Consider the following 24,521-nt stretch of genomic DNA (forward strand, 5'->3'; position numbering starts at 1 on the left):
GGTAGTGAATTAAGAACATAGGGGCAAGGCTATGTTTATGGGACTGCTAGTTGCCCGTATAAAGGTGTTGTTATAGAAAGGCGTTTCAGGCTTGTTTTCCAGAAATTAAGTTAAATATAAAACCCGCCACTTTTAGTGTTGAAGTGGCGGGTTGTCATTGATGGTGTTCTATAGGGTTTTCGCAGTAAGTTTATTTACCAGGGTTATTCATAATTTCCTTTTGTTTAAAGTCTTTGGCAGTAGAAGCACACCAAAAAGCCACTGTCCTTGTGCAGAACAGTGGCTTTTGCCTGTTAAAAGATAGAATCTACAGGTTCTTTATCCAGCTTTGGCGGAGGGAGAGCTGCGCAGGTGTGGCATTCTCCTCTACCTCGAAAAGGTGCTTCTGCACTTCCTGGTTTTCCAGCATCTTCAGCTGTAATTTTTCTTCTTTTCCGTTTCTCCGCACGATCAAGGCATAGGCATCCCCGGCCTTTAATTGGAAAATCTTAGGAACCTCCTGGTTGGCGTTCTGCAAAGAAATGGGTGTGCCATTGATGGCCACCAACTCATCACCGTCTTTCAGGCCGGCTTGCTGTTGGGTGGCGTTCACTTTCTGAAACACAATTTTTCCGTCCGGAGCACCTAAACCGAAGCCTGGGTCAATGGTCTTTTTATCGGACGTTCGGGAAGGGGTGTACCTGATGCCTAGTTTCCCAAAATACTCGGCCACCGGCAGCGGTTCTGCGGCTTTGATGTAGCGGTTGAAGAAGTCTGCGATCTCAGGATAAGTCTTGGCCGTGAAGATCTCGAAGAACTGCTTCTCCGGGAACGATTTCGTGGGGCCGTACTCCTTTGACAGATCATTGATGACTTCGCGCAGGCCGCGTTTGCCGCCTGAAAGCTCCAGCAATCGAATGTCCAGGAGGGCCGCGGTAGCCGCGCCGCGCTGGTAGATGTTGCCGTAAATCTGTTTGCCCTTGGGCGTGTAAGATGTCAGGCTGAGTTCCCGCAGGCTGTAGTCATTGCCCATCACATCGTTGACGAGCAGCTTCTGGCGCATATCTTTCAGATAAGCGGGCAGGTCTATCATGCCGGCTCTCAGTTGCATGATGTCAGAAGCCCACTCGGTGGTACCTTCATACAGCCACAGGTGCTGCGAGGGGGTAGGCGTCTCAAAGTTGAAGCGCTCAATGATCTCACTGTGGATGTTCAACGGCGTGATGATGTGGAAGAACTCATGCGAGGCGATGTCTGTTAACTGATGCGCGAATTGGGGGGTTAAATCCTCTTCCTTCATCACGTACTCAGAGCTGTAGGAGTGCTCCCAGGCGCCCCAGGTCTCGTCCTCGAAATGATACAGGAACGTGTAGCGGTCCACCGGAAAATTGACCACAAACTTATGGGCGGCATCCAGCATGGTGGTCATATTGGTGACCAGGTCCTGCGACTTGATTTTCCCGGTTTTGGAGTAGGTGTAGATGTCAATGGTGGTGCCGGCGTAATTAGTGGACGCTTTGGTAAGTGTACCAGCCAGAATAGGGGAGTCTACCGCGTGGTCATAGTTGTTGATGAGGAAATAGCCGTTTTTATCGGTCTTCAAGGCGGTGCCCACTTCCCACTCGTTAGGATACTCCAGTTTCAGGCGCATGGGGTTGCCCTGCAGACCTTTCAGGTAGCCAAAAACGCCTTGGCCGTTGATTAGCGCATGGTCTTTCTCCAGCGAGGTGCCGCACATGGCGTACACCGTATTCTTGTCTACCTTGGTATCCCAGGTTTCGGCAATCTGGTAGGTGATTTTACGTACCTTGCTAGGCTCGCTTAACTCCCATTGATTGGTGTTGAGCTGCTTGGAGGCTATTTCGCGGCCCTTTTTGTCAAAAGCCTTGAAATTGCGCACAAACCGCCCGATGTCCATGGTTTGGTACGTGCCGGGGGCGGTAGACGCGAACTGAAACACATTGTTCTCCGCTTTGAGGCCTTTCACCTGTAGGGAAACTTTGAACAGGTCATCGGCACGGTCATTCAGGTTGACCTTGTAGGTGAGCTCCGGCGTTTTGGCCGCCTGGGCAGGCTCTGCAAAAGCTAAAAAGCCCAAAAGGCCTAAAGCCATGGTAAATTTCTTCATTATTGGTATAAAGGGTGTAGGGCGGAAAAGCACGCCGTGGGCAAAATATTTAACTAGAAGATAAGTCGTAGGGAGCAGGAAAATATTACGAGAGTAAGGAAGGAACAAAATCAAGAAGTACCTTTTTCTTCGGTTCCGTTGTTCTGCTTCTCTTGTTGGGGCACTGCCACAAACCAGGAGGCCACATAGGCGGTGAATGTTCCAAACAACCCAACCCCGGCCGTCATCAGAATAGCGGCAATGAGCCGGCCTTCTGTGGTGACCGGGAATTTGTCTCCGTACCCCACTGTGGTGATGGTGACGTAAGCCCACCAAATAGCATCCTCGGCCGTTTTGATATTGCTGTTAGGGTCTGTTTCTACCTGCAGGATTGCAATGGAAGAGAAGATGATGAGCAGGATGGCGATGATGAAAACGGACGTAAAAGCGCCTTTGGCTTTGGAGACAAAAAGATGATGCAGCAGTTGCTGTGTTGACCTGAAAGCCCTGAGAATCCTGAAGATTCTTATCAGCCTAAGAAGCCTGCCGGCCCGCAGGAAATCTACCATCGGAATGCTGGAGACCAGATCAATCCAACCCCAGCGCATGAACTTGAGCTTGTTCTCTGCTTTGTAGAGCCTAATGCAAAACTCCAGAAAGAAGAAAGCGCAAATAGCATTATCTAAATACCTGAGTAGGGTGGAGGTTTCCTCTGGCAATACATAAATGGTATCTACTACCAGAGACCCCAACACATACAAGGAGAGAATGAAGACCGTAATGTTTAAGATGCCCAGTTTAGGGGAGGCCTTTTCATTGGATTTTTCTTCCATTGTCTTGCTAGAGCGTTAAATCCTACAGAATAGATGTCAAGGTATTTACCTCAAGCTTCTTCTTTTTGCCCTCTTTTCCTAAAAATAGGCCCTAAACAGATTGCTTTACAACGTCACCCCAAACTTCTCGCCTAAGCCTTCTAAATCTTTTACTACCGGCGGAAGCAGCGGAATGCCTTCTTTCATGCGTTGCTCGGTGAAGAGGCGCTCTGGGTCGCCGGGGATGAGGACTTGGTGACCGTCTTTGGCTTTGGAGCTTCTAAAGCGGGTGATCCAGTTGTCCATGTGGTTTTTGAAGTCATCGGCAGGACGGAAGGCGTCTACGCGCATGGCTCCGAAGAAGTGCCCAATGCCTTCGCCCACCGGATCTGCGGGCGGTGCCAGGAAACTCACGAACGGCGGTACCCATGGGCCGTAGTTGGCACCAGATAAGACTGCTGAGAAAATGTCTACCACCGCACCCAGCGCGTAGCCTTTGTGACTACCGGTGTCGCCGCCTAGCGGGAGCAGGGCGCCGCCGTCTTTCAGTTCGTTGGGGTTGGTGGAGGGCGAGCCGTCTAACGCCTGAATCCAGCCGAGGGGCGCTTCCAGGTTCTTGCGCTGCAGCATCTCCAGTTTGCCGTTAGCAGCGGTGGTAGTGGCTAAATCGGCGACGAAAGGAGGTTGCTCGTTGGCCGGAATGGCCACGGCAATGGGGTTGGTGCCCAGCAATCGTTCCAGGGAATAAGTGGGAGCCACAAGCGGACTGGCGTTGGTCATGGCCATGCCAATCATGTCGTGCTCCAGGGCTTTCATGGCGTGGTAGCCGGCAATCCCGAAGTGGTTGGAGTTCTTCACAGCCACCCATCCGCTACCGGCAACTTTGGCTTTCTCCAGCGCAATCTGCATGGCCTTTGGTGCTACAACCAACCCGAGGCCTCCGTCGCCGTCTACCGTGGCGGTGCTGGGCGTCTCGTGCACAATGCGCACGTTGGGCGTGGCGTTGATGCGGCCGGCTTCCCAGAGGCGCACGTAGCCGATGAGGCGGGCTACGCCGTGCGAGTCCACGCCGCGGATATCGGCGGAGAGCAGGGTTTCAGTGGCGGTTTGGGCATCCTCGGGCGGGCAGCCGATGGCCAGGAATATCTTGCGGGAAAAATCGAAAAGTCGTTCGTAGGGGTACATGCGCTAATTCAGATGGAAAGCGCCAAAGGTAAGGCAAACGGAAGAAAACATTCCAGCAGAAATGCTTCCTTTGTGAAAGCATTGATTTGTTCTGTCTACCTCTAACTTACCCTTTATGAATTTGTTCCGCGTAAGCCTGGGCCTGTGGCTAAGCTGTTTCTGGCTTGTTTTTCCTGTTTCGGCGCAAAAACAGGAAACAATGACTACCCAGGTGAAAGCCGTGACGGTGTTCCTTAACCGAGCACAGGTCACCAACACCGGCAAAGCCTCGGTAGAGCCGGGCGTAACCGAGTTGGTGTTGGAAGGCTTACCGGCGCAACTGGATGAGCGGAGCGTGCAAGTGAATCCAACGGGCAATGTAACGCTGCTCTCGGTGCGCTACGAGCAGAATTTCCTGCGGAACACGGCCAAGCCATCTGAGTTGCAACGGCTGGAGGACTCGCTGCAAAGCTATAACGGCCGCATCAGAACGCTTTCAGACCAGCGCGAGGTGTTGCAGAAAGAAGAGGCGTTGCTGCAGGCCAACCAGAACATTGGTGGTTCGCAAACCGGACTCACCGCTGCCCGCCTCAAAGAAGTAGCCGATTATTACCGCACCCGTATGCTGGCCATCCGGAAGGAAATCCAAACGATAGACTTGCAATTAACCCTGCTGCGTGAGCGCCAGAACCAGTTCAACAACCAGGTGAACCAAACCCGCCAAAACCAGCAGGCGAATAATCGCGTGATTGTATCCGTACAGGCGCAGTCTCGTGCCCAGGTGGCGCTTGAGGTATCTTACGTGGTAATAAATGCGATGTGGGAACCTATCTATGACCTCCGGGCTAGCGGCGGCTCTGGACCAGTGCAACTGCAATACAAAGCCAACGTGCGGCAGAACACCGGCGTGAACTGGTACAACGTACAACTGACCCTAGCTACCACCAACCCCGCAGAAGGAGCGCAGAGACCGGATCTGTTTCCTCAGCAGTTAGGAATTGTCCAGCCGGTATCTATTAGAGGTGCCTTACAAGGTAGGGTGGGTGGCGTGGCAGTGCAGGACTCAGAGAAAGAGTTAAACGAAGTAGTAGTGACAGGATACGGTGTAACGAGGAAGGAAGCAACAACAGGATCTGCTACTTCAGTAAGAACCTCAGACTTCACCGAAGCCGTTGCCACTACCCTCGCTGCTGAGTTCAAGATTGGCATTCCGTTCAGCGTGCCTTCCGATGGGGAACCACACACCGTGGACATTCAGCAGCACAACTTGAATACCACTTATGCCCACACCACCGTCCCTAAGCTTGATCCCACGGCGTTTCTGGTGGCCCACCTGACCAACTGGGAGAACCTGAAATTGCTGCCTGGCGAGGCTAACGTATTCCTGGCGGGTACCTTCACCGGTAAGTCTTTCCTCAATCCAGCGCAGACCCGTGACACGCTCACCCTTTCTCTGGGGCGGGACCAGAACGTAGTGGTACAGCGTGAGCGCTTGAAAGACTACCAGAAACGCTCCACCTTGGGCAGCAACATCAAAGAACAGTTTGGCTACGAAATCAGTCTCCGGAACACCAAAGCACAAGCGGTGACCATTACAGTGGAAGATCAGATTCCCATGAGCACGACTTCTGAAATTGAAGTGGAAGATGTGGACCTGAACGGTGGCAAACTCGACAAGGATTCTGGGAAAGTGACGTGGCTCGTTTCTTTGAAACCGAATGAGACGGTGAAGCGCACGCTGCGGTACGTGGTGAAGTATCCGAAAAATAAGCAGGTGAGTGGGTTGTAAGAGGGTTCTTTGACGTACTTTAATCTGATTTCTATTTGCTTAGCGATTGTGTTTCTATGGGTTCTTATGCATTCGTAGTCCGTTTCCGCTGGCGTGGCGCCATAGTTGGCGTGGGTGCATAAGCTGTATTGTTCCATAGCTGGGCTCCGAGCGCTCACGGCCGCGAGGCCTCGCCTTCCGGCCTCGCGCTGTGTTCTTTTCCTTTCCTCGGCTAAAGCCATCGGAATGTTGGGCGTTGCCCAACACCGGAAAAGCACAAGGCGCTCAACCGAAAGGCTGGAATTGGGTTCTTTCAACAGCTACAGTGTTTAGCAGTATGTCCGTTTCCAAATTAGAGATTCTCCCCTTGAGGGGAGCGTAGAGGGGTGTTTACACCTGCTGGTCATTGCATTTGCTCTCCAGTTTCATGGTTCAAGTCTGTGACTTGGACCCAACATGACCGGCAGTTTGCAACTGCCGTGAGCAGAGGCTTACGGGAAGCAGATGATTCCTCTTAATCATTAAAAGAGTAAGAAGAATATATTACCCCGCCGGTTCAACCAATTCCTAATCTTCAAATCTATCCGCATAGGGGAGGCAACGGACCTGAGTGTCCTGTCTATGTGTTTTGGGGCTGTTTTGCGCGGAACAGACCTAAAACATCCTGTGTATTCCCGACTAATTTACCGGCCTAAGGCAACCTCAAAGCCTGATGGTGCATCTTCCAGGTAAATAGGTGTACACGGCTCTTTTTCTGGAACGGATTTTGCCTTTTGCTGAATATAAGATACGGCTAATATTATGAAAGCTCATTTACTCTCCTTTTTCATCGTTTCGCTGCTCTTCTGGGGCGGGCAGGCCGAGGCGCAGTCTTCCACTAAAGTGCTGTATGAGCAAACCAAGCAGGAGTCTATCTCTATTTCCAGCTTCGCTAATCCAGACTTGAATGCCCTGGCGCAGCAACTGGGGAGAGACAACCACCATCGGTCGGGGAAACTGGTGCTGCCGGTGGAGTTTGAGCAACAGGAGAAGATCACCCGCACCGGAGACCAGGTGGCGGTGAACGCCTCGGTGCGCCATGTGCGGGTGCGGGAGCAGGTGCTTTTCCGGGAGTTTGACTTCTCTGATGCCTTAACCCCAACCGTGATCACAGCCAAGGTGCAGTTGCTGGGCCGCGAGGGCAAAGTGCTGCAGACCTTTGATGTTTCCAATAAGAGCATCAGCGAAGACGGGGCAACCATGTTGGTGCAGACCTCCGTGAAAGACACCTCCGATTTTGCGGGCTATAAGCTGAAGGTGGTGGAGAGGAAACTGGGCTTTTCTGCCGGGAACGACGGTGCCGTGCGCAACCGGTTGAATTTGGTAAACCGGTACTATGAAGCCGATGCCCGCTTGGCCCAGCTTTCCCGCGATCTGCAAGCCGTGAACCCCAATGACATCGACCACTTGGCCTTACACGGTGATCGGCTGAAAGTACTGGAGCGGGATCTGGCTTTGCTAGATGACAACCGGATGGAGCGCGAACTGGGCCTCCGCCGGCACGATCCAGTGCAGTTGCAGCGCCGCATGCAGGATCTGGAACTACGCATGAAAGAGCGCCGGATAGCCCTGGATCAGATGTGGGCCCGCCTCCCCGAGATCTTCTATAACCGCGGTCTGGAGATGGCCATGAACGGCAACGCTCGGGCGGGCCGTGAGTTCTTTGAGCGCTCCCTCCAAGCTAACCCTGCCTTTGCGCCGGCGCACCTGCAACTGGCCCGCCTGGATTTTAAGGCCGGTTACCTGAAAGAAGCCTCAAAACGCACCCGTGATCTCCTTAACCGCATGCAGGTAGATCCGGAGACTTATCGGTTTGGGCAGGAGCTGGCGCTGGATATCCAGAACGAGTACGTGCACAACGGAGAGCAACTGAACAACCAAGGCAAGTACCGCCAAGCGCTGGAAGCGTTTGAAGAAGCCCAGGAATTCTGCCGAAGCATCTCCAGCCTGCGTTGCCGCCCTGAGCTGTGGGAGAAAGGCATTGAGTTCGCCATAAACGGCATCTATGACGATTTGCTGCAGGACGGACGCCAGGCCCTGGACCAGAGAAACCTCAGCCAGGCCGAAAAGCTGGCCCGGGAAGCGCAGCAGTACGCCCGCAACAACAAAACCGCCATTGACTCAGATGCCGCCGCTACCAACCTGCTCCGCGATGTGCAGCAACAAGTGTACGCCGGCTACATGGCCGATGGCCGCAAAGCCTTTCAGACTAAACAATATTCTGCGGCGCTGATGGCCTTTGAAAAAGGAAAGAGTTTGGCCACTGACTTCGACTTAACGCCCCAACCAGATGCCGAGAAACTGCTCCGTCAGGCGGCCCGCCCCGTGATTCTGGAGAAGATCGCACAAGGTCAGTTGCAGGCCAACGCTAACAAACTGCCCCAGGCGCGCTCCATCTCCGCCGAGGTCACCAACCTGCAAATCCGCTACGGCTTAGTGAACGACAAAGAATTGGACGGCAAATTCCGGGCCCTGAACCAAGGGATTTTTTCCCAAGAGTGTGCCAATGCCCAAGCTTCCTATGACCAGCACTACCAGCGTTCTTTGCAACTGAGCGCCGAGCGCAAGTTTGCCCAAGCCGCCGCTGAACTGGACCAGGCCATCGCGGCCGCCAAAGGAAACAGCGGATGTGCCATTCCATCGGCCACCGCCGAAGTGGAGCTCGCCCGCATCGACGCGCCGGCCCATTACCAGGAACTGCTGCAGAAAGTTAATGCGATCATCGGCCAGAACAACATGCCCGAAGCCGTGAAGGTGTACCAGGAGGCCAGCGAGCACTATGAAACCGCCGGCGTCGCTCGGTTTGGGGTAAACCAAGCAACTCTGCTCGCTTTTGCTGTGAACCACGAAAACAAAACCTTCGTGGCCGAGGTCGCCCGGCACGCCGCCGCCAACGGAGATGCCACCGGTGCCCTGGAGCTGGTAAAACGCTTAGTCGCCTTGAAATACACCAAATATAACCTGAACCAACTGCAGGAACAGATAGGCCAGCTCCTCGCCACCCGCGATGCCCAGGCCAACCCCAAAGGTGACTACAAGCAACTGGCCAACACCTACACCGGCGGCAGCAAAGATCTTAAAACCCTAAACAAAGCCTACCAAAAGCAATTCAAAAAGCTGACCTAATCCACAAGCAGAACGGCCTTTCCTAACTAAGAGAGGCCGTTCTGCTTGTGGATTAAAGCTTACTGTTTATAAGCTGTTTTTAGAAATCAGGGGCTAAACCTGAATGATTTTTTTGATAAAAGTAGGGGCACCTCTTGTGGGTGTCTTCTTTATTGGTTCAATAGGTTGCGCGGGGAACGTAGGAGACAAGTCGGTGCTTGGTCTCTACTATTGTGCAATTGATAGGACATGGATCGGGAAATGTAAACACCCCTCTTTAAAGCTACGCTCGCTGTCCCAAACCCTCGTTTGGGCAATTCTCAAGGGGAGAATCTGCTTTTAGTGGAATCATAACCACGGCAGTTGCAAACTGCCGGGCATAGTGGGTCCAAGTCACAGACTTGAACCATGGAACTGGGGAATAACCGCCATGGCCAGCAGGTGTAAACACCCCCCCTCGCCCCCCTCAAGGGGGGAGTCTGCAGTGGAACAGGTTCTACTTTTTTGTATATAAAACTCCTTGCTGCAGTTGGCTCATTCCCGTTTACAGCCTTTCGGTTGAGCGCCTTGTCAGGTTCCGGTGCCGCAGGCATTGCGACTGAAAGGAGCAAAGGAAGCTGGCGCAGCGCGAGGCCGGAAGGCGGGGCCTCGCGGCCGTGAGCGCTCGGAGCCCAGCTATGAAACAACCCAGCTTATGCACAAACGCAAACAGCGGCGCCACGCTAGCAAAAGCGGACTACGCAAACACAAACAGTCTACGAATGCATCCAAAACTCAAAGAAAGAAGACCTATCCCTGCATCAACTCCGCCAACATCCCTTCCTTCAGCGCATACGCAGACACCCTGATTTTCTCCAGATTATACTTCTCCAAAACCCAGTCAATGGCCACACACGCGACAACAATCATGTCTACCCGCATGGCCAGCATGCCGGGGATAGCCAGACGTTCGGGGCGGGGTTTTTGCAGGAGTTCTTTGTACTGCCGGTGAAAGGTAGCCAGCGCCAGAGACATGTCTGGGGAGCCGTTGGGGTCACGGGTAATTCCTTGTGGGGCCAGGTCCATGTCAATGAGCGTGTCAAAGGTGCCGGAGGAACCGATCAGCACTTCGGGTTGGTGCTGCAGTACGGCGGAGGTCAGTTTTTGCAGGTGATCTTGCAGGTAATGACGGAGGGCTTTGACCTGTTCTGGTTTAATGGCTTGTTCCTGGTCTGGGTAGAACTTGTCCAGTAGACGCTGGGCACCAATCTCGAAGCTTTTCTTCCAGAGAATGCCTTTGTCCGTCCCGATGATGAACTCGATGCTGCCGCCGCCGATGTCCATCACCAGCACCGGTTTGGGGCCTACTTCCATGGCCAGTTGCACGCCTTTGAAAATCAGCTCGGCCTCACGGGCGCCGGAGATGACTTCCACGTCAATGCCGGTGTGTTCTTTGATGGCGGCTACTACCTCAGGGCCGTTGCTGGCGTTGCGCAGGGCGCTAGTGGCGGTGGCTTTCACGGTTTCCACCCCGTGCTGGTCCATGATCTCTTTGAACTCAGCCAGCGTTTTGAGACCGCGTTCCCGGGCTGCCGGCGTAATCTCGCCTTTGCTGATGCCGCCCTCGCCCAGCTTCACCGGTACTTTGGTTTTGTATAGGGTCTGCTGCCCGCCATCGGCGTTTAGTTCAACAATCAGTAGGTGAAACGTATTGGTTCCAAGGTCTATAAGGGCGAATCGGCGGGCCATATAAAATGAAAATGAGGAGTGAATGTAGGACTAAGGGTTGGGCAGAAAGAAAACAGCTTTCTTCCGGCGCAGGAAGTTTCCAAAGCATTACGGAAAACCAATTGGTTTTGTCGATGATCGGAAACAGAAACAAAGAAAGCCGTTTTAAGCCGATTTTCTGCAAATAGGGCTTAAAACGGCTTTGGATTGTACTAACAATCAGCAATCACCGATGAACAATTACTTTTCAGAACTGAACCGGAAGAACGTGCCCAGCGGCAGTTTGCGTTTGGCCTGGTCTTCTAAATACAGCTCGCCCAGTTCCTCGTTGCGCACCACGTTACCGAAGGACGCTTTGATGAGGTTATCCAAAATCAAGGCCGAAAACCCAAGGGAATACAGGTTGATCACGAAGAAGTTGTTTTCTGGGTCAAGGAGTTGGGAGCAGAGTTTGATGAGCTCGTTGATCTGCTCCTCCAGGAGCCATTTCTCGCCATCGGGACCGCGGCCGTAGGCGGGCGGGTCCAGGATGATGCCCTGGTATTTGTTTCCGCGTTTCACCTCGCGGCGGGCGTATTTCAGGGCGTCTTCCACCAGCCACCGGATGTTGTCCAGGTTGCTGGCTTCCATGTTCTGGCGGGCCCAGAAGTTTACCTGCTTCACAGAATCCAGGTGGGTGACATCGGCGCCGGCGGCGTTGGCGGCCAGCGAGGCCCCGCCGGTGTAGGCGAACATGTTCAGGACTTTGGGTTTGCCGGGCAGGGCGCGGGTACGGTCAAAGATGAATTGCCAGTTGGGGTCCTGCTCGGGAAACAGCCCTACGTGCTTAAAAGAGGACAAGCCCAACCGGAACCGTAGTTTAAGGTCGTTGTATCGGTAGTTGATGAACCACTGCTCGGCCATGCCTTTTTTCAGTTGCCACTGTCCTTTCTCCTGGTTGCCTTTCTCGCGTTTGAAAGTAGCCTGCGCCAGCCTCTGCCACTCACCCTCGGAGAGATGTTTGTCCCAGGCGGCCTGGGGCTCTGGGCGGGCCAGCACGTAGTCTCCAAAGCGCTCCAGTTTCTCAAAATTGCCGCAGTCAATCAGTTCGTAATCGGTCCAGGCGCTGGTGGTCAGGAAAGTGTACATAGGTTTTCGGGGTGGTAAAGGTGCAAAGGTACGGTTTTGTGGCGTGCAGTGCTGTTCTTCTTGCAGAGGGCTTTACAGAGCCAATGGAACCTGCGTTTCAGCCACGTTTTTGAGAAAACATCCGTTAAACAGGAAGAGGTGATGTAAGGCCGAGGAGACAGGGAAGAGCGTTTCGGCCTTGTTTTTAGGGAAAGAGCCGCTAAACGGAAAACTGGTTTCTCTAACCTAAAACTGGCAACGCAAGCACCGGATACCCTGGTGAATTTTTAACATGAGCATCAGGTTATGAAGTAGAGAGGTAGCGCGGCAAATCTTTTTTTCTTACTTTTCAAGGTTCTTATAAGCAGGAGACCTCGCCTAAAAAGAGGAAAAGCTCCTTTATTTTCATCATGGATTTAACTTTCTATAAATACCAGGGCACCGGCAATGACTTTGTGGTGCTGGACAACCGGGAACAGAACATTCAACTGAGCCAGGAACAGGTGGCTTTCCTGTGCGACCGGCGCAAGGGAATTGGGGCCGATGGCCTCATGCTGTTGCAGGAGAAAGAAGGCTATGACTTTGAGATGGTCTACTACAACGCCGATGGCCGCGTGGGCTCTATGTGCGGAAATGGCGGGCGCTGCCTTGTGGCATTTGCCCAATTCCTGGGGGTGGTGGAAGACCAGGCGTATTTCATCGCCTCAGACGGTCCGCACAAGGCGTTCCTGAAAGACGGGTTGGTGCACCTGCAGATGAAAGACGTGGACGAAGTAGAAGACCTGGCCACCGCCACGTTTATGAACACCGGCTCGCCGCACTACGTGAAGCAAGTTGAGGCGCTACAGGATCTGGACGTGTTCCAAGAAGGACGTGCTATCCGTTACTCAGGCCGTTTCAAGGCCGAAGGAACCAACGTGAACTTCGTGGAGCACCTGTCGGAGAATAAGTTGTTTGTGCGTACCTACGAACGCGGCGTGGAGGATGAGACCTTTTCCTGCGGAACCGGTGTAACCGCCTGCGCCCTGGCCGCCAGCCGGGCCGGATATAAGAGTCCTGTCCACATTCAGGTGCTGGGCGGAGAGCTGCAGGTAAGCTTTGAACAGGAAGGCCAGAGCTTCAGAAACGTGTTCCTCATTGGGCCGGCGCTGCAGGTGTTCAAAGGCGAGATCAGCCTGTAAATCCATTTACCTTTATTGCCAATCACTTTCATTACCCCCAATCAACATTCCCCCGTTTAAAGCTTTGCAAAGAAAAACATAACCCTAAGCCCTTACTGAATGGCATCACTCACGTGCTCGCTCATTGTTTCCACCTATAACTGGCCCGCTGCCCTTAACCTGTGTCTGCAGAGTGTGGCCCGGCAAGTAGTGATGCCCAAAGAAGTATTGATTGCCGATGACGGCTCCGGTCCCGAGACCCAGGAATTGATCTCCCGGCTCCAGCAGGATTTTCCGGTGCCGCTCATTCACCTGTGGCAACCGGACAATGGTTTCCAGAAAACGAAGATCCTGAACCAGGCCATTGCCAGGGCCAAAGAACCTTACATTGTGCAGGTAGACGGCGACGTGATTCTGCACCCCAACTTTGTGCAGGACCACCTTTCCCTAGCCGCGCGCGGACGTTTTCTGGCCGGCGGCAGAATCAACCTCTCAGAGGAGAACACCCGCCAGGTCATGGACCAATCCACCGTCCATTTCAGCCTGCGCGACATCATCAAAACGAGCAACCTATTCAACGGCCTGCGCCTGGGATTCTTAAGAAGATTGCTGGCCGACCGCTACAAACTCAAAGGCAAAAACAAGTACTACGCCAAAGGGTGCAACATGTCTTTCTGGCGCAACGACCTCTTGACCGTGAACGGCTACAATGAAAGCTATACCGGTTGGGGACCCGAGGACAGCGAACTGGCGGCACGGCTCATGAACGCCGGCATCAGGAAACGTGCTTTGAAAATGGGCGGTGTGTGTTTCCATCTCCATCATCCGTACATAGACACCAGCCGCAAAGCCATCAATGAGGAACTGCTGCGCACTACCATCCAGACCAACATCACTTACTGCCCTAAAGGGGTAGACCAGTACCTGCAGAAGTAACAATCCAAAACTTACGGGAGATGACTGAAAATTTTCCATCTTTGGTCATCTGAAAATCTGAAAAAAAGTAGCTTTTTGGTTTTTGGGCTGTTTTCTTAAAAAAAGACAAAAAACAGTTCTGCTGTGGGAAAGTGGTGACCTGAAATGAATCTGGTTTCTGTACTTTTGGCGGTACCTTTAGGTGCTGGGCGTCATTGCCTGTGCTTGCCTTTGAGAAGCCGTATTTCACCTGCTGCCTATGCTCCAAACAGACCGCATCTTTCTGCGCGCGCCAGAACCCTCAGACCTGGCGTTCCTTTACCAGCTGGAGAATGATCCCGCGCTTTGGGCGGTGAGTATGTCTGTGGCGCCTTTTTCCCAGGAGGCCCTGCGCCAATACCTGGAAAGCGCCAGCCTGGACATTTATGCGGCCCGGCAACTCAGGCTCATGGTTTGCCTGCAAGAGGGCCAAAAGGCCATAGGAACCGTTGATCTTTTTGATTTTGAGCCGCTCCATCAACGGGCGGGCGTGGGCATTGCCCTGGCCTCTGACCAGCGGGGACAGGGCTACGGCAAAGAGACGCTCCAACTCCTGGAAGAATATGCCGCCCAAGTGCTGCAACTGCACCAACTTTACGCCTCTGTGGCCCAGGAGAATACCACCAGTTTAAAGCTTTTTCGGCAGGTCGGGTTTCAGGAAGTAGGCGTGCGCAAAGACTGGCTCAGGACCCCGCAAGGGTGGCAGGCGGTAGTGGAACTGCAGAAAGTACTAGGCAATTCTTGAAAAAGGTTAATGCCCGCCGCGCACGGTTAAAAGTCTCTCAGACAGAATAAATCTCATTCTAAATAGATGGATTAATACTGAATTTTGCCTGTTTTTGTAGGGTAATCAAGGGTAAATCCTATTGAAATGCAGCCTTTTTCCCAAAAGTGCGTAAGCTAGGTTTGTAAAAGGAAAAGACATCTGTTATCGCGTTCTTTTCAGGACCCTCACTTCTTAACTCGCTTTTGATATGTTTGACTTAGACTTAGATTTTATCCCCGGCGGGGGGAGTAGCTCCTCTACGCCAGAACCAGAAGTAACATCAACCAGTACGCATGCACCGTCTGTAAAAAATACCCCAAAAACCGCTCCAAAAATAGCCAATGACACTAGTCTTGAGGCTTATCTTACTTCTGTTTCTGCCATTATCTGCTTGTCGCACCTGAGATGGGATTTTGTGTACCAACGCCCGCAGCACTTGCTCTCGCGCTTTGCCAAACACACCCGCTTATTCTTCTTTGAAGAGCCTTATTTCTATGACAACGCACAGCCTCGTCTGGAGATGGAAGAGCGCGAGGATGGCCGGGTCACCAAAGTCATTGCCCATCTGCCCAACGGTCTTACCCCAGAGGAATCAGATGCTAAACAGATAGAATTGCTCAACGCCTTCATGGCCGATCATGACCTGAGCAAAACCGTATTTTGGTACTATACGCCTATGGCGTTGGAAATAACCCGTCAGTTTACTCCGGCTTTGACCGTTTTTGACGTGATGGATGAGCTTTCTGCTTTTAAATTCGCTCCCCCAAGATTATTGGAACTGGAGTCAGAGTTGCTGCAGAAAGCAGATGTGGTGTTCACCGGAGGCCAGAGCCTGTACGAGGCCAAAAAGGACCGTCACAAAGAAGTATATGCGTTCCCTAGCAGCATAGATAAAGTTCATTTCGCGCAAGCGCGCCAAATCCAAGCCGATCCTGCTGACCAGGCCAATATCCCGCACCCACGCATGGGTTTCTTCGGGGTGGTAGACGAGCGCTTTGACATAGAGCTGCTCCGCGAACTTTCCGCCGCTCGCCCAGAATGGCAGTTTGTCATCATCGGGCCGGTAGTGAAGATAGACGCCGCCGTGTTGCCGAACGCAGAGAATATCCATTACTTGGGCGGAAAATCGTACCAGGAGTTGCCTTCCTATCTGGCTGGTTGGGACGTGGCCATGCTGCTGTTCGCCCTCAATGATTCCACCAAATACATCAGCCCTACCAAAACCCCAGAGTACCTGGCCGCCGGTAAACCCGTGGTGTCTACTTCCATCAGAGACGTGGTGCGCCCTTACGGCGACCTGAACCTGGTGCAGATTGCCGATGGTGCCAAAGATTTCGAGGCAGCCCTGGAGAAAGCGCTGGCTCAGAAAGATGATGCCAAATGGAGGCACCGTGCCGATGAATACCTGGCGGGCATCTCGTGGGACAAGACCTGGCAGAACATGGTGCGCCTCATGCAAATGGTGAGCACCGAGAAGAAAACCAAAAGGGATTCTGCCGCCAAGTAGGCCTGGTTTCCAGGGAAAGGAAAAGGCCCAGCCGTTTCAAGGTTCTTTTTAAGAAAACAGCCCCAAAGCAGAAGTCTCTCTCCTTGCCAGGAGAGTGTGAGAAGATACGCCAAAAGTATCTGTATAAAATAAACAAAATTTAATTTGATCTAACTTTTAGCCAAAAAGACATATGTTCGACTATTTGATTGTAGGGGCAGGTTTTGCCGGGAGCGTACTAGCCGAGCGTTTAGCTACGTATTCCAATAAAAAAGTATTAATCATAGACAAACGGTCGCACATTGCCGGCAATGCCTATGACCATTATAACGAAGATGGGATTCTGGTACACAAGTACGGTCCGCACATCTTCCACACCAACTCCAAAGAGGTGTTTGAGTACCTTGGGCAGTTCACAGAGTGGCGCCCGTATGAGCACCGCGTGCTGGCCAGCGTAGACGGGCAGCAGGTTCCCATGCCTATCAACCTGGACACCATCAACAAGCTGTATGGCCTTAGCCTCACTTCCTTTGAGCTGGACAAGTTCTTTGAATCAGTGGCCGAGAACGTGCCGGTGATCAAGACCTCAGAAGACGTGGTGGTAAGTAAAGTGGGCCGAGAGCTGTATGAGAAGTTCTTCAAGAACTACACCCGCAAGCAGTGGGGCATGGACCCTTCTGAGCTGGACAAATCGGTGACCTCGCGCGTACCAACGCGCACCAACCGCGATGACCGCTACTTCACAGACACCTACCAGGCCATGCCGCTGCACGGTTTCACCAAGATGTTTGAGAAGATGCTGGACCACCCCAACATCAAGATCATGCTCAACACAGACTACCATGACATCATAGACTTCATTCCTTTCAAAGAGATGATCTATACCGGTCCGGTAGATGAGTACTTTGACTTCAAATACGGTAAACTGCCGTACCGCTCGCTGGAGTTCAAGCATGAGACCGTGAACAAAGAGGTGTTCCAGCCGGTGGCCGTGGTGAACTACCCTAATGAGCAGCTGTACACCCGCGTTACGGAGTTCAAATACCTGACCGGTCAGCAGCATCAGAAAACTAGCCTGGTATATGAGTTCCCACGCGCTGAGGGAGATCCTTACTACCCAGTGCCTAAACCAGAGAACGCTGAACTGTACAACAAGTACAAAAAGCTGGCCGATAGCACCCCTGGGGTGCACTTTGTGGGCCGTTTGGCTACCTACAAGTACTATAACATGGACCAGGTAGTGGCCCAGGCGCTTACCCTGCACAAGAAACTGACAGGGGACAAAGCAGCCAAGCAGCCAGTTGTGGATGGCATGGATGTATTGCCCAAAGTGGTGCGCGAGGCCTTGACCGGAGGTGCCAGCACCGTAAACGGAAGTTCCACCAAAGTCACTCCGAATGGGAAACATTGAGCTTTGGGGGGGCGTTGAGTGTACCGTAAACCGTGTAGGCGAGCAGTACTTTGACCAGCTTGCACAAAGCGGGCACGCACAACGGCTAACGGACCTGGATCTGTTTGCGGCATTGGGTATCACCAAACTGCGGTACCCGGTCCTGTGGGAGAGCGTGGCCCCAGAGCACCCGGAGCAACATGACTGGAATTGGGCTACAGAACGGCTCAACCGGCTCCGGGAACTGAACATTGACCCTATCGTGGGGCTGCTGCATCATGGCAGCGGCCCCCGATATACCAACCTTCTGGACGACGATTTTCCCCAGAAATTTGCGCAGTACGCGCGCTCCGTGGCCAAACAGTTTCCCTGGGTCACCTATTACACTCCCATCAATGAACCACTTACCACCGCCCGGTTCAGCGCCTTGTACGGCTTCTGGTACCCACACGCCAAAGACGACACTTCCTTCGCCAAAGCTTTACTAAACCAAATAAACGGCACCCGGTTAGCCATGCAGGCGATAAGGGAAATCAACCCCAACGCCCAATTGGTGCAGACCGATGACCTGGGGTATTCCCATGCTACGCCGGCCTTGCAGTACCAGGCAGATTTTGAGAACCACCGCCGGTGGCTTTCCTGGGATCTGCTCTGCGGCAAGGTAGATCAGCAGCATGTGATGTGGCGCTACTTGGTGGAAAACAAAGTGCCGGAAGCAACCCTGCTGGAGATGGTGCAGAATCCGTGCCCGCCTAACGTGATCGGGGTAAATTACTACGTCACCAGTGAGCGGTACCTGGATGAGCGCATCATTGACTATCCTTGGCACACCCACGGCAGCAATTACTACCAGCGCTACGCAGACGTGGAGGCTGTGCGCGTGCAAGCCGCCAATCCGCTGGGCGTGCAGAAAATCCTGGAACAGGTCTGCGATCGGTATGACATTCCGGTGGCGATCACCGAAGCCCACCTTTGCTGCACCCGCGAGGAGCAGATGCGTTGGTTTGCCGAGGTCTGGGATTCTGCCTCGTTTTTGAGAAAAGAGGGCAGAAACATCCTGGGTGTCACTGCCTGGACGTTGTTGGGCGCCTATGACTGGAACAGCCTGCTTACCCAGAACAACGGGCATTACGAGATTGGCGTGTACGACCTTCGTGACGGGAAACCAGCCGAGACGTCCGTCTCTAAGTTCCTGAGCGGCCTGGCCAACCAGGAAGAACGCCACCCCTTGCTGCAGATTGAGGGTTGGTGGAAACGCGCCTGCCGCAGTGCCTACCCGCCCTTGGCAGAATGCCCCGAATCTTGGAACATGGCCGCCGGGCCCTTGCGTCAACTCAACAACCTCACCGTTCAGCCACTGCTCATCACCGGCGCTACCGGTACCCTGGGCCGTGCGTTTGCCAAAGTCTGCGATGTAAGGGGAATTCCGTACGTGCTGCTCTCAAGGCAAGACATGGACATTGCAGACGCTGCCTCAGTGGAGGAGACTCTGCGGAAATACCAACCCTGGGCTTTGGTGAATACGGCCGGCTACGTGCGCGTAGATGATGCCGAAAAGGAGCCCGAGGCCTGCTACCGCGAAAACACCCTGGGGCCGGCTGTGTTGGCCCAGGTGTGCCAGTCGCTGAACATTGGGTTTGTGACGTTCTCCTCAGACCTGGTGTTTGACGGCAACACCGAAACCCACTATGCCGAGGAAGCCCCGACTAACCCGGTGAATGTGTACGGCTGCAGCAAGGCCATGGCCGAGGAGCAGGTGCTGGCTGCCATGCCGGGAGCCTTGGTCATTAGAACCAGTGCCTTCTTCGGGCCTTGGGATGAGCATAATTTCGTGTACAAGGCCTTGAAAGCCATTGCGCACCAAGAGACGTTCCTGGCCGCGGAAGACAGCGTTGTCACACCCACCTTCGTGCCCGATCTGGTAAATGCCGCCCTTGACTTGTTGATTGACGAGGAAAGCGGCATCTGGCACCTGGCCAACCAAGGAGCCCTCAGTTGGGCGCAGTTAGCCGAATTGGCCGCCAATCTGGCGGGTATGGAGCCCAGTCCCTGGCTTCAGCCAGTACCGCAGGAAACGTTCAACCTTCCCGCGGCTCGGCCTGCAACTTCGGCGCTTGCAACGGGCAAAAGAGCCATCCTGCCCTCCGTGGAAGATGCCTTGCGTAGATTCCTGCACATGTGTGAGTTTAACTTCAGGCCATCTGATCGTCAATTGAATAACCCCGAAGACGAGATGCAGTTCGCCGCGCAGGCGTAATAAGGAGTGCCTTTGTTATTAAGTCCGTTCGGGGCCTGTTTATGGAAAAACAGGCCCCAAACGGACTTTTCATTTTCCTTGGGTCTTATAGGATGAACCCATTCTAACTAGCTAGGGAAATCCGTAGCAGGTTATCAAACAGGTAATTCCGTCAGGTGGTCTTTAAAATCCATAGAAGGAGGAAAGTTGCTTGTCTAGTCTCGCGTTTTAACCTCAGATTTTAGAAACTATGCGGTAAGCAAAATCCCGAAGCGAAAAACATCAGCTTAGCAATTTCTGAAGTGCCGAATCCATTTTCAGCCAATGGAATCTTAGCGAAAATCATTCCTCTTATAGAAGCAGGGCGGGATTATTTCCCTTGGGTGAACATCGTCAGAAATTTGGCTGTTCTCTTTGGTGAGAAAAGAAAGGGCTTTCCTGCTGGGTTGGCGATGGGGAATCTGGTCAACTTTAGGGGATCTCTGGTTTGGAGCTGTTTTCGAAAAAGGAGCCTTTAAACACCCCAATCCCATTCTATTTTTTAAGCTGTTCCTAACCGGTTTTACTTTTTAATGACATCCCGTCAGGCTGAGGGCACTATTGTGTAAGTGGTATTGTTTTAGCTAGATAGAAAATTGTCGGAAAAACCGCGTATTTTTGAAATTGATTCAAGTACATTTTAACTAGTTATATATGTTTGATTTTGTTGGGAAGACGGTCGCTAAGATTTTCGGTACCAAATCGGAGCGGGATATCAAGGGGGTATTGCCGTACGTAGCGCTCATCAACCAGGAGTTCGCCAAACTCAATTCCCTTTCCGATGACCAACTGCGCGCCCGTACCCTGGAGGTGCAGGCTGTGATCGCAGACCGTCTCAAACCCATTGATGATAAAGTAACGGTTCTTTACCAACGCATAGAGAACGAGCCGGAGCTGGATATCGCCCAGAAAGAAGAGATCTTCACGGAGATTGACGGCCTGGAGAAAGACCGCAACAAAGACCTGGAAGTAGTGCTCATGGAAGTGCTGCCGCAGGCTTTTGCCATAGTGAAAGAGACGGCCCGCCGCTTCAAAGACAACGGCCAACTGACCGTTACCGCCACCGAGCTTGACCGCAGCCTGGCGGCCCGCAAACCAAACGTACAGATCCAGGGCGACCAAGCCGTCTGGCTCAATAAATGGATTGCCGCCGGCAATGAGGTAACCTGGGACATGGTGCACTATGATGTGCAGCTGATTGGGGGGATTGTTCTGCACCAGGGTAAGATTGCCGAGATGGCGACGGGTGAAGGTAAAACCTTGGTGGCTACGCTGCCTTCGTTCCTGAACGCCCTGGCCAAACGCGGCGTGCACGTAGTAACCGTGAACGACTACCTGGCCAAGCGTGACTCTGAGTGGATGGCGCCGTTGTTTGAGTTCCATGGCATCACCATTGACTGTATTGACAAGCACCAACCGAATACTGATGCCCGCCGCAGTGCCTATTTAGCGGACATCACCTACGGTACCAACAACGAATTCGGGTTTGACTACCTGCGCGACAACATGTCCCGCGAGCCCGGTGAACTGGTACAGCGCAAGCACCACTACGCCATGGTGGATGAGGTGGACTCCGTGTTGATTGACGATGCCCGTACGCCTTTGATCATTTCTGGTCCGGTGCCGCGCGGCGATGAGCACGAGTTCTACGTGTTGAAGCCCCGCGTAGCAGCCCTGGTAGAAGCCCAACGTAAATTGGTGGGTAACTACCTGGTAGAAGCCAAGCGTCTTATCAAAGAAGGAAACGACAAAGAAGGTGGTCTGGCCTTGTTCCGCGCTTTCAGAGGTTTGCCTAAAAACAAGCCGTTGATCAAGTTCCTGAGCGAGACCGGCGTTCGTCAGATCTTGTTGAAGACCGAGGCGTTCTACCTGCAAGACCATGCCCGCCAGATGCCAGAGGCCGACAAGCCTTTGTTCTTCACCATTGACGAGAAACACAACCAGATTGAACTCACTGAGAAAGGCATTGACCTAATCACTGGTCAGGGCGAAGATCCGCATTTGTTCATCTTGCCAGACATCGGGACGGAGTTGGCCAACATCGAGAGCCACAAGGAACTCTCCGCCGATGATAAACTGCACGAGAAAGAGCGCCTGATCCAGGAGTACCAGGAGAAGTCGCAGCGCGTGCACACCATCAACCAGTTGCTTAAAGCTTACACCCTGTTTGAGAAGGACACCGAGTACATTGTGACCGATGACCACAAGGTGAAGATCGTGGATGAGCAGACGGGTCGTGTGATGGAAGGTCGTCGTTACTCAGATGGATTACACCAGGCCATTGAGGCGAAAGAAAACGTGCGGGTAGAGGATGCCACCCAGACTTACGCCACGGTTACCTTGCAGAACTACTTCCGGATGTACCACAAGCTGGCCGGTATGACCGGTACCGCTGAGACCGAAGCCGGTGAGTTCTGGGAAATCTACAAGCTGGACGTAGTGGTGATTCCTACGAACCGCGTAGCCCAGCGTAAAGACGAGCACGACAAGGTGTACAAAACCATGCGTGAGAAATACAATGCGGTGGTAGAGGAGATCCAGACCCTTACGCAAGCCGGACGTCCGGTGTTGGTGGGTACTACCTCGGTGGAGATTTCTGAGCTGGTAAGCCGTATGCTCAAACTGCGCGGCGTGCCGCACCAAGTATTGAACGCGAAACAGCACCAGCGCGAGGCCGAGATTGTGGCCGAAGCCGGTAAGCCAAGCACCGTGACCATTGCTACGAACATGGCGGGCCGTGGTACGGATATTAAACTGACCCCGGAATCCAAAGCCGCGGGCGGATTGGCTATCATCGGTACAGAGCGTCACGAGTCTCGTCGGGTAGACCGTCAGTTGCGTGGTCGTTCAGGCCGCCAGGGAGACCCGGGATCTTCCCAGTTCTTCGTGTCGCTGGAAGACAGCTTGATGCGTCTGTTCGGTTCTGACCGTATTGCCCGCTTGATGGACCGTATGGGTCTGGAGGAAGGCGAAGTGATTCAGCATTCCATGATCACCAACTCTATTGAGCGTGCCCAGAAGAAAGTAGAGGAAAACAACTTCGGAACGCGGAAGCGCCTGTTGGAGTACGATGACGTGATGAACGCCCAGCGCGAGGTGGTGTACAAGCGCCGCCGCAACGCCCTGTACGGTGAGCGTCTGGAGCTGGATATCTGGAACATGATCTACGATACCGCCGAGGACATTGTACAGACCTACAAAGCCACCGGTAACCACGAGGACTTCCTGCTGCACATCATCAGAGTGTACGGCTTCAACTCCGCCATCACGGCGCCAGAACTGGCTGGCCAGTCTGTAGATGTGTTGATGGACCGTCTGTACAACGAGGCGCTTGATTTCTACCTGGCCAAAAACCACCAGATCATGGACCAGTCAGCACCAATCATGGCTGATATCTATGAGAACCGTGGGCCAATGATTGAGAACATTGCCGTGCCTTTCTCTGACGGACGCAAGCAGATCACGGCCGTAGCCAACCTGGAGAAAGTAGTGAACACCCATGGCCGCGAGCTCATCAAGACCGTGGAGAAAGTAATCACGCTGGCTACCATTGACCAGGCCTGGACCCAGCACCTGCGTGAGATGGATGACCTGAAACAAAGCGTGCAGAACGCGGTGTACGAGCAGAAAGACCCGTTGTTGATCTACAAGTTTGAGTCATTTGAGCTGTTCAAACGCATGATCAGCAAGGTGAACGAAGAAACCGTTTCCTTCCTGTTCAAAGCCGATCTTCCGGTACAGCAAGAGGCCCCGGTTCCCGTGCAGGAAGCCCGTCAGCCCCAGGCTCCAAAACCACCAAGATTACATGAGCAGAAAGAGGAGGTGCATTCTACCTTAGAAGAGCCAACCCAGGGCATGCCTTCCATGCCGCAGGCCGCTGCGCCAAAGCAGGCGCCCATCAGGGTAGAGAAGCACGCCGGCCGCAATGACCGGGTCAACGTGATGTACTCAGATGGCCGCGTCATGAAAGACGTGAAGTTCAAAAACGTAGAAAACGATTTACTCAACAACCGTTGCGTACTCCTTGAAGACTAATTTTTTGATTTCCCCCGAACAGAGCCTGGCACCGTATATAGACCATACGGTGCTAAGGCCTGATACTACCAAAGACATGGTGGCACAACTCTGCCAGGAAGCGGTCCAGTACCGTTTCGCGGCAGTGTGCGTGCCACCTTGCTTTGTGCGTCAGGCCGTGGCTGCCCTGCAAGACACAGGCGTACAGGTTGCCACCGTGGTGGGTTTCCCTTTTGGGTACCAACTGGCCAAGGTGAAGTTTTTTGAAGCACACCAGGCGCTGTCTGAAGGGGCTACGGAGATTGATGTGGTGATGAACATCGCGGCTTTCAAATCGGGGAAACATGAAGAGGTGATGTCAGAGTTGCAGGAACTCAGCACCCTGTGCCACTTCAAAAACTCTATCCTGAAGGTGATCATTGAGACGGCTTTGCTGTCTCCGGAGGAGATTGTGCAGGTTTGCGAGATCTGCGTGGAGGCCGAAGCCGATTTCGTGAAAACCTCTACGGGGTACGCCGCCTCTGGAGCCCAGATAGAGGACGTGCTGCTCATGCGCGCCAATTTGCCTAAACACATTAAGATCAAAGCCTCGGGTGGGATCAAAACCAAGGAAGCCGCCCTTGCGTTGGTGAAAGCGGGAGCAGACCGGATTGGAACATCCTCCGGCGTTTCATTGCTATGATTTGGA

15 protein-coding genes are annotated in these 24,521 nt (G+C 53.2%); 10 read left to right on the plus strand and 5 right to left on the minus strand.

Annotated elements, in window-relative coordinates; all coding sequences use genetic code 11:
• Positions 1-307: 307 nt before the first annotated feature.
• From FOA19_RS17840 to FOA19_RS17850, 3 genes are all read right to left on the minus strand, one after another.
• Positions 308-2,107 (minus strand): M61 family metallopeptidase, encoded by a 1,800-nt coding sequence (locus FOA19_RS17840; protein WP_149092206.1) that lies wholly within the window; start codon positions 2,105-2,107, stop codon positions 308-310.
• Between the two features lie 110 nt (positions 2,108-2,217).
• Positions 2,218-2,919, minus strand: a complete 702-nt coding sequence (locus FOA19_RS17845) for an ion transporter (protein ID WP_149092207.1) — start codon at positions 2,917-2,919, stop codon at positions 2,218-2,220.
• 105 nt (positions 2,920-3,024) lie between these two features.
• On the minus strand, positions 3,025-4,083 hold the full coding sequence (locus FOA19_RS17850; RefSeq protein WP_149092208.1) for an Ldh family oxidoreductase: 1,059 nt from the start codon (positions 4,081-4,083) through the stop codon (positions 3,025-3,027).
• Between the two features lie 199 nt (positions 4,084-4,282).
• Here FOA19_RS17850 and FOA19_RS17855 point away from each other — a divergent pair, with 199 nt between their 5' ends.
• Positions 4,283-5,851, plus strand: a complete 1,569-nt coding sequence (locus FOA19_RS17855) for a DUF4139 domain-containing protein (RefSeq protein ID WP_190300456.1) — start codon at positions 4,283-4,285, stop codon at positions 5,849-5,851.
• A 780-nt stretch (positions 5,852-6,631) separates the two neighbouring features.
• Positions 6,632-8,995: a tetratricopeptide repeat protein gene (locus tag FOA19_RS17860; protein ID WP_149092210.1), complete on the plus strand. Its 2,364-nt coding sequence runs from the start codon at positions 6,632-6,634 to the stop codon at positions 8,993-8,995.
• Positions 8,996-9,763: 768 nt separating this feature from the next.
• Here the strand turns inward: FOA19_RS17860 and FOA19_RS17865 are convergent.
• Together FOA19_RS17865 and FOA19_RS17870 are read right to left on the minus strand one after the other, a co-directional pair.
• Positions 9,764-10,702 carry a Ppx/GppA phosphatase family protein gene (locus FOA19_RS17865; protein WP_149092211.1) on the minus strand — a complete coding sequence of 313 codons (939 nt, stop codon included), beginning with the start codon at positions 10,700-10,702 and terminating at the stop codon, positions 9,764-9,766.
• Between the two features lie 219 nt (positions 10,703-10,921).
• Positions 10,922-11,809, minus strand: a complete 888-nt coding sequence (locus tag FOA19_RS17870) for a class I SAM-dependent methyltransferase (protein ID WP_149092212.1) — start codon at positions 11,807-11,809, stop codon at positions 10,922-10,924.
• Between the two features lie 389 nt (positions 11,810-12,198).
• Here FOA19_RS17870 and dapF point away from each other — a divergent pair, with 389 nt between their 5' ends.
• From dapF to deoC, 8 genes are all read left to right on the plus strand, one after another.
• Complete coding sequence (dapF, locus tag FOA19_RS17875; RefSeq protein WP_149092213.1) at positions 12,199-12,969, plus strand: diaminopimelate epimerase; 771 nt, start codon at positions 12,199-12,201, stop codon at positions 12,967-12,969.
• A 99-nt stretch (positions 12,970-13,068) separates the two neighbouring features.
• The gene (locus FOA19_RS17880) at positions 13,069-13,884 is read left to right on the plus strand and encodes a glycosyltransferase family 2 protein (protein ID WP_149092214.1); all 816 of its coding nucleotides are present in this window, start codon (positions 13,069-13,071) and stop codon (positions 13,882-13,884) included.
• A 238-nt stretch (positions 13,885-14,122) separates the two neighbouring features.
• Entirely contained in the window at positions 14,123-14,647 is a 525-nt protein-coding gene (locus FOA19_RS17885; protein WP_149092215.1) for a GNAT family N-acetyltransferase, read from the plus strand.
• Between the two features lie 229 nt (positions 14,648-14,876).
• Complete coding sequence (locus FOA19_RS17890) at positions 14,877-16,175, plus strand: glycosyltransferase family 1 protein (protein ID WP_149092216.1); 1,299 nt, start codon at positions 14,877-14,879, stop codon at positions 16,173-16,175.
• A gap of 172 nt (positions 16,176-16,347) precedes the next feature.
• Positions 16,348-17,565 (plus strand): UDP-galactopyranose mutase, encoded by a 1,218-nt coding sequence (glf, locus tag FOA19_RS17895; protein ID WP_149092217.1) that lies wholly within the window; start codon positions 16,348-16,350, stop codon positions 17,563-17,565.
• Positions 17,552-19,801, plus strand: a complete 2,250-nt coding sequence (locus FOA19_RS17900; RefSeq protein WP_149092218.1) for a family 1 glycosylhydrolase — start codon at positions 17,552-17,554, stop codon at positions 19,799-19,801. The genes glf and FOA19_RS17900 overlap by 14 nt, the downstream gene beginning before the upstream one ends.
• Before the next feature lie 672 nt (positions 19,802-20,473).
• Complete coding sequence (secA, locus tag FOA19_RS17905; RefSeq protein WP_149092219.1) at positions 20,474-23,854, plus strand: preprotein translocase subunit SecA; 3,381 nt, start codon at positions 20,474-20,476, stop codon at positions 23,852-23,854.
• Entirely contained in the window at positions 23,844-24,515 is a 672-nt protein-coding gene (gene deoC, locus FOA19_RS17910) for a deoxyribose-phosphate aldolase (RefSeq protein ID WP_223808970.1), read from the plus strand. Before secA ends, deoC begins: the two co-directional genes overlap by 11 nt.
• Positions 24,516-24,521: the final 6 nt, after the last annotated feature.

It is taken from the genome of Rufibacter hautae, assembly GCF_008271695.1.
Taxonomy (GTDB): Bacteria; Bacteroidota; Bacteroidia; order Cytophagales; family Hymenobacteraceae; genus Nibribacter; species Nibribacter hautae.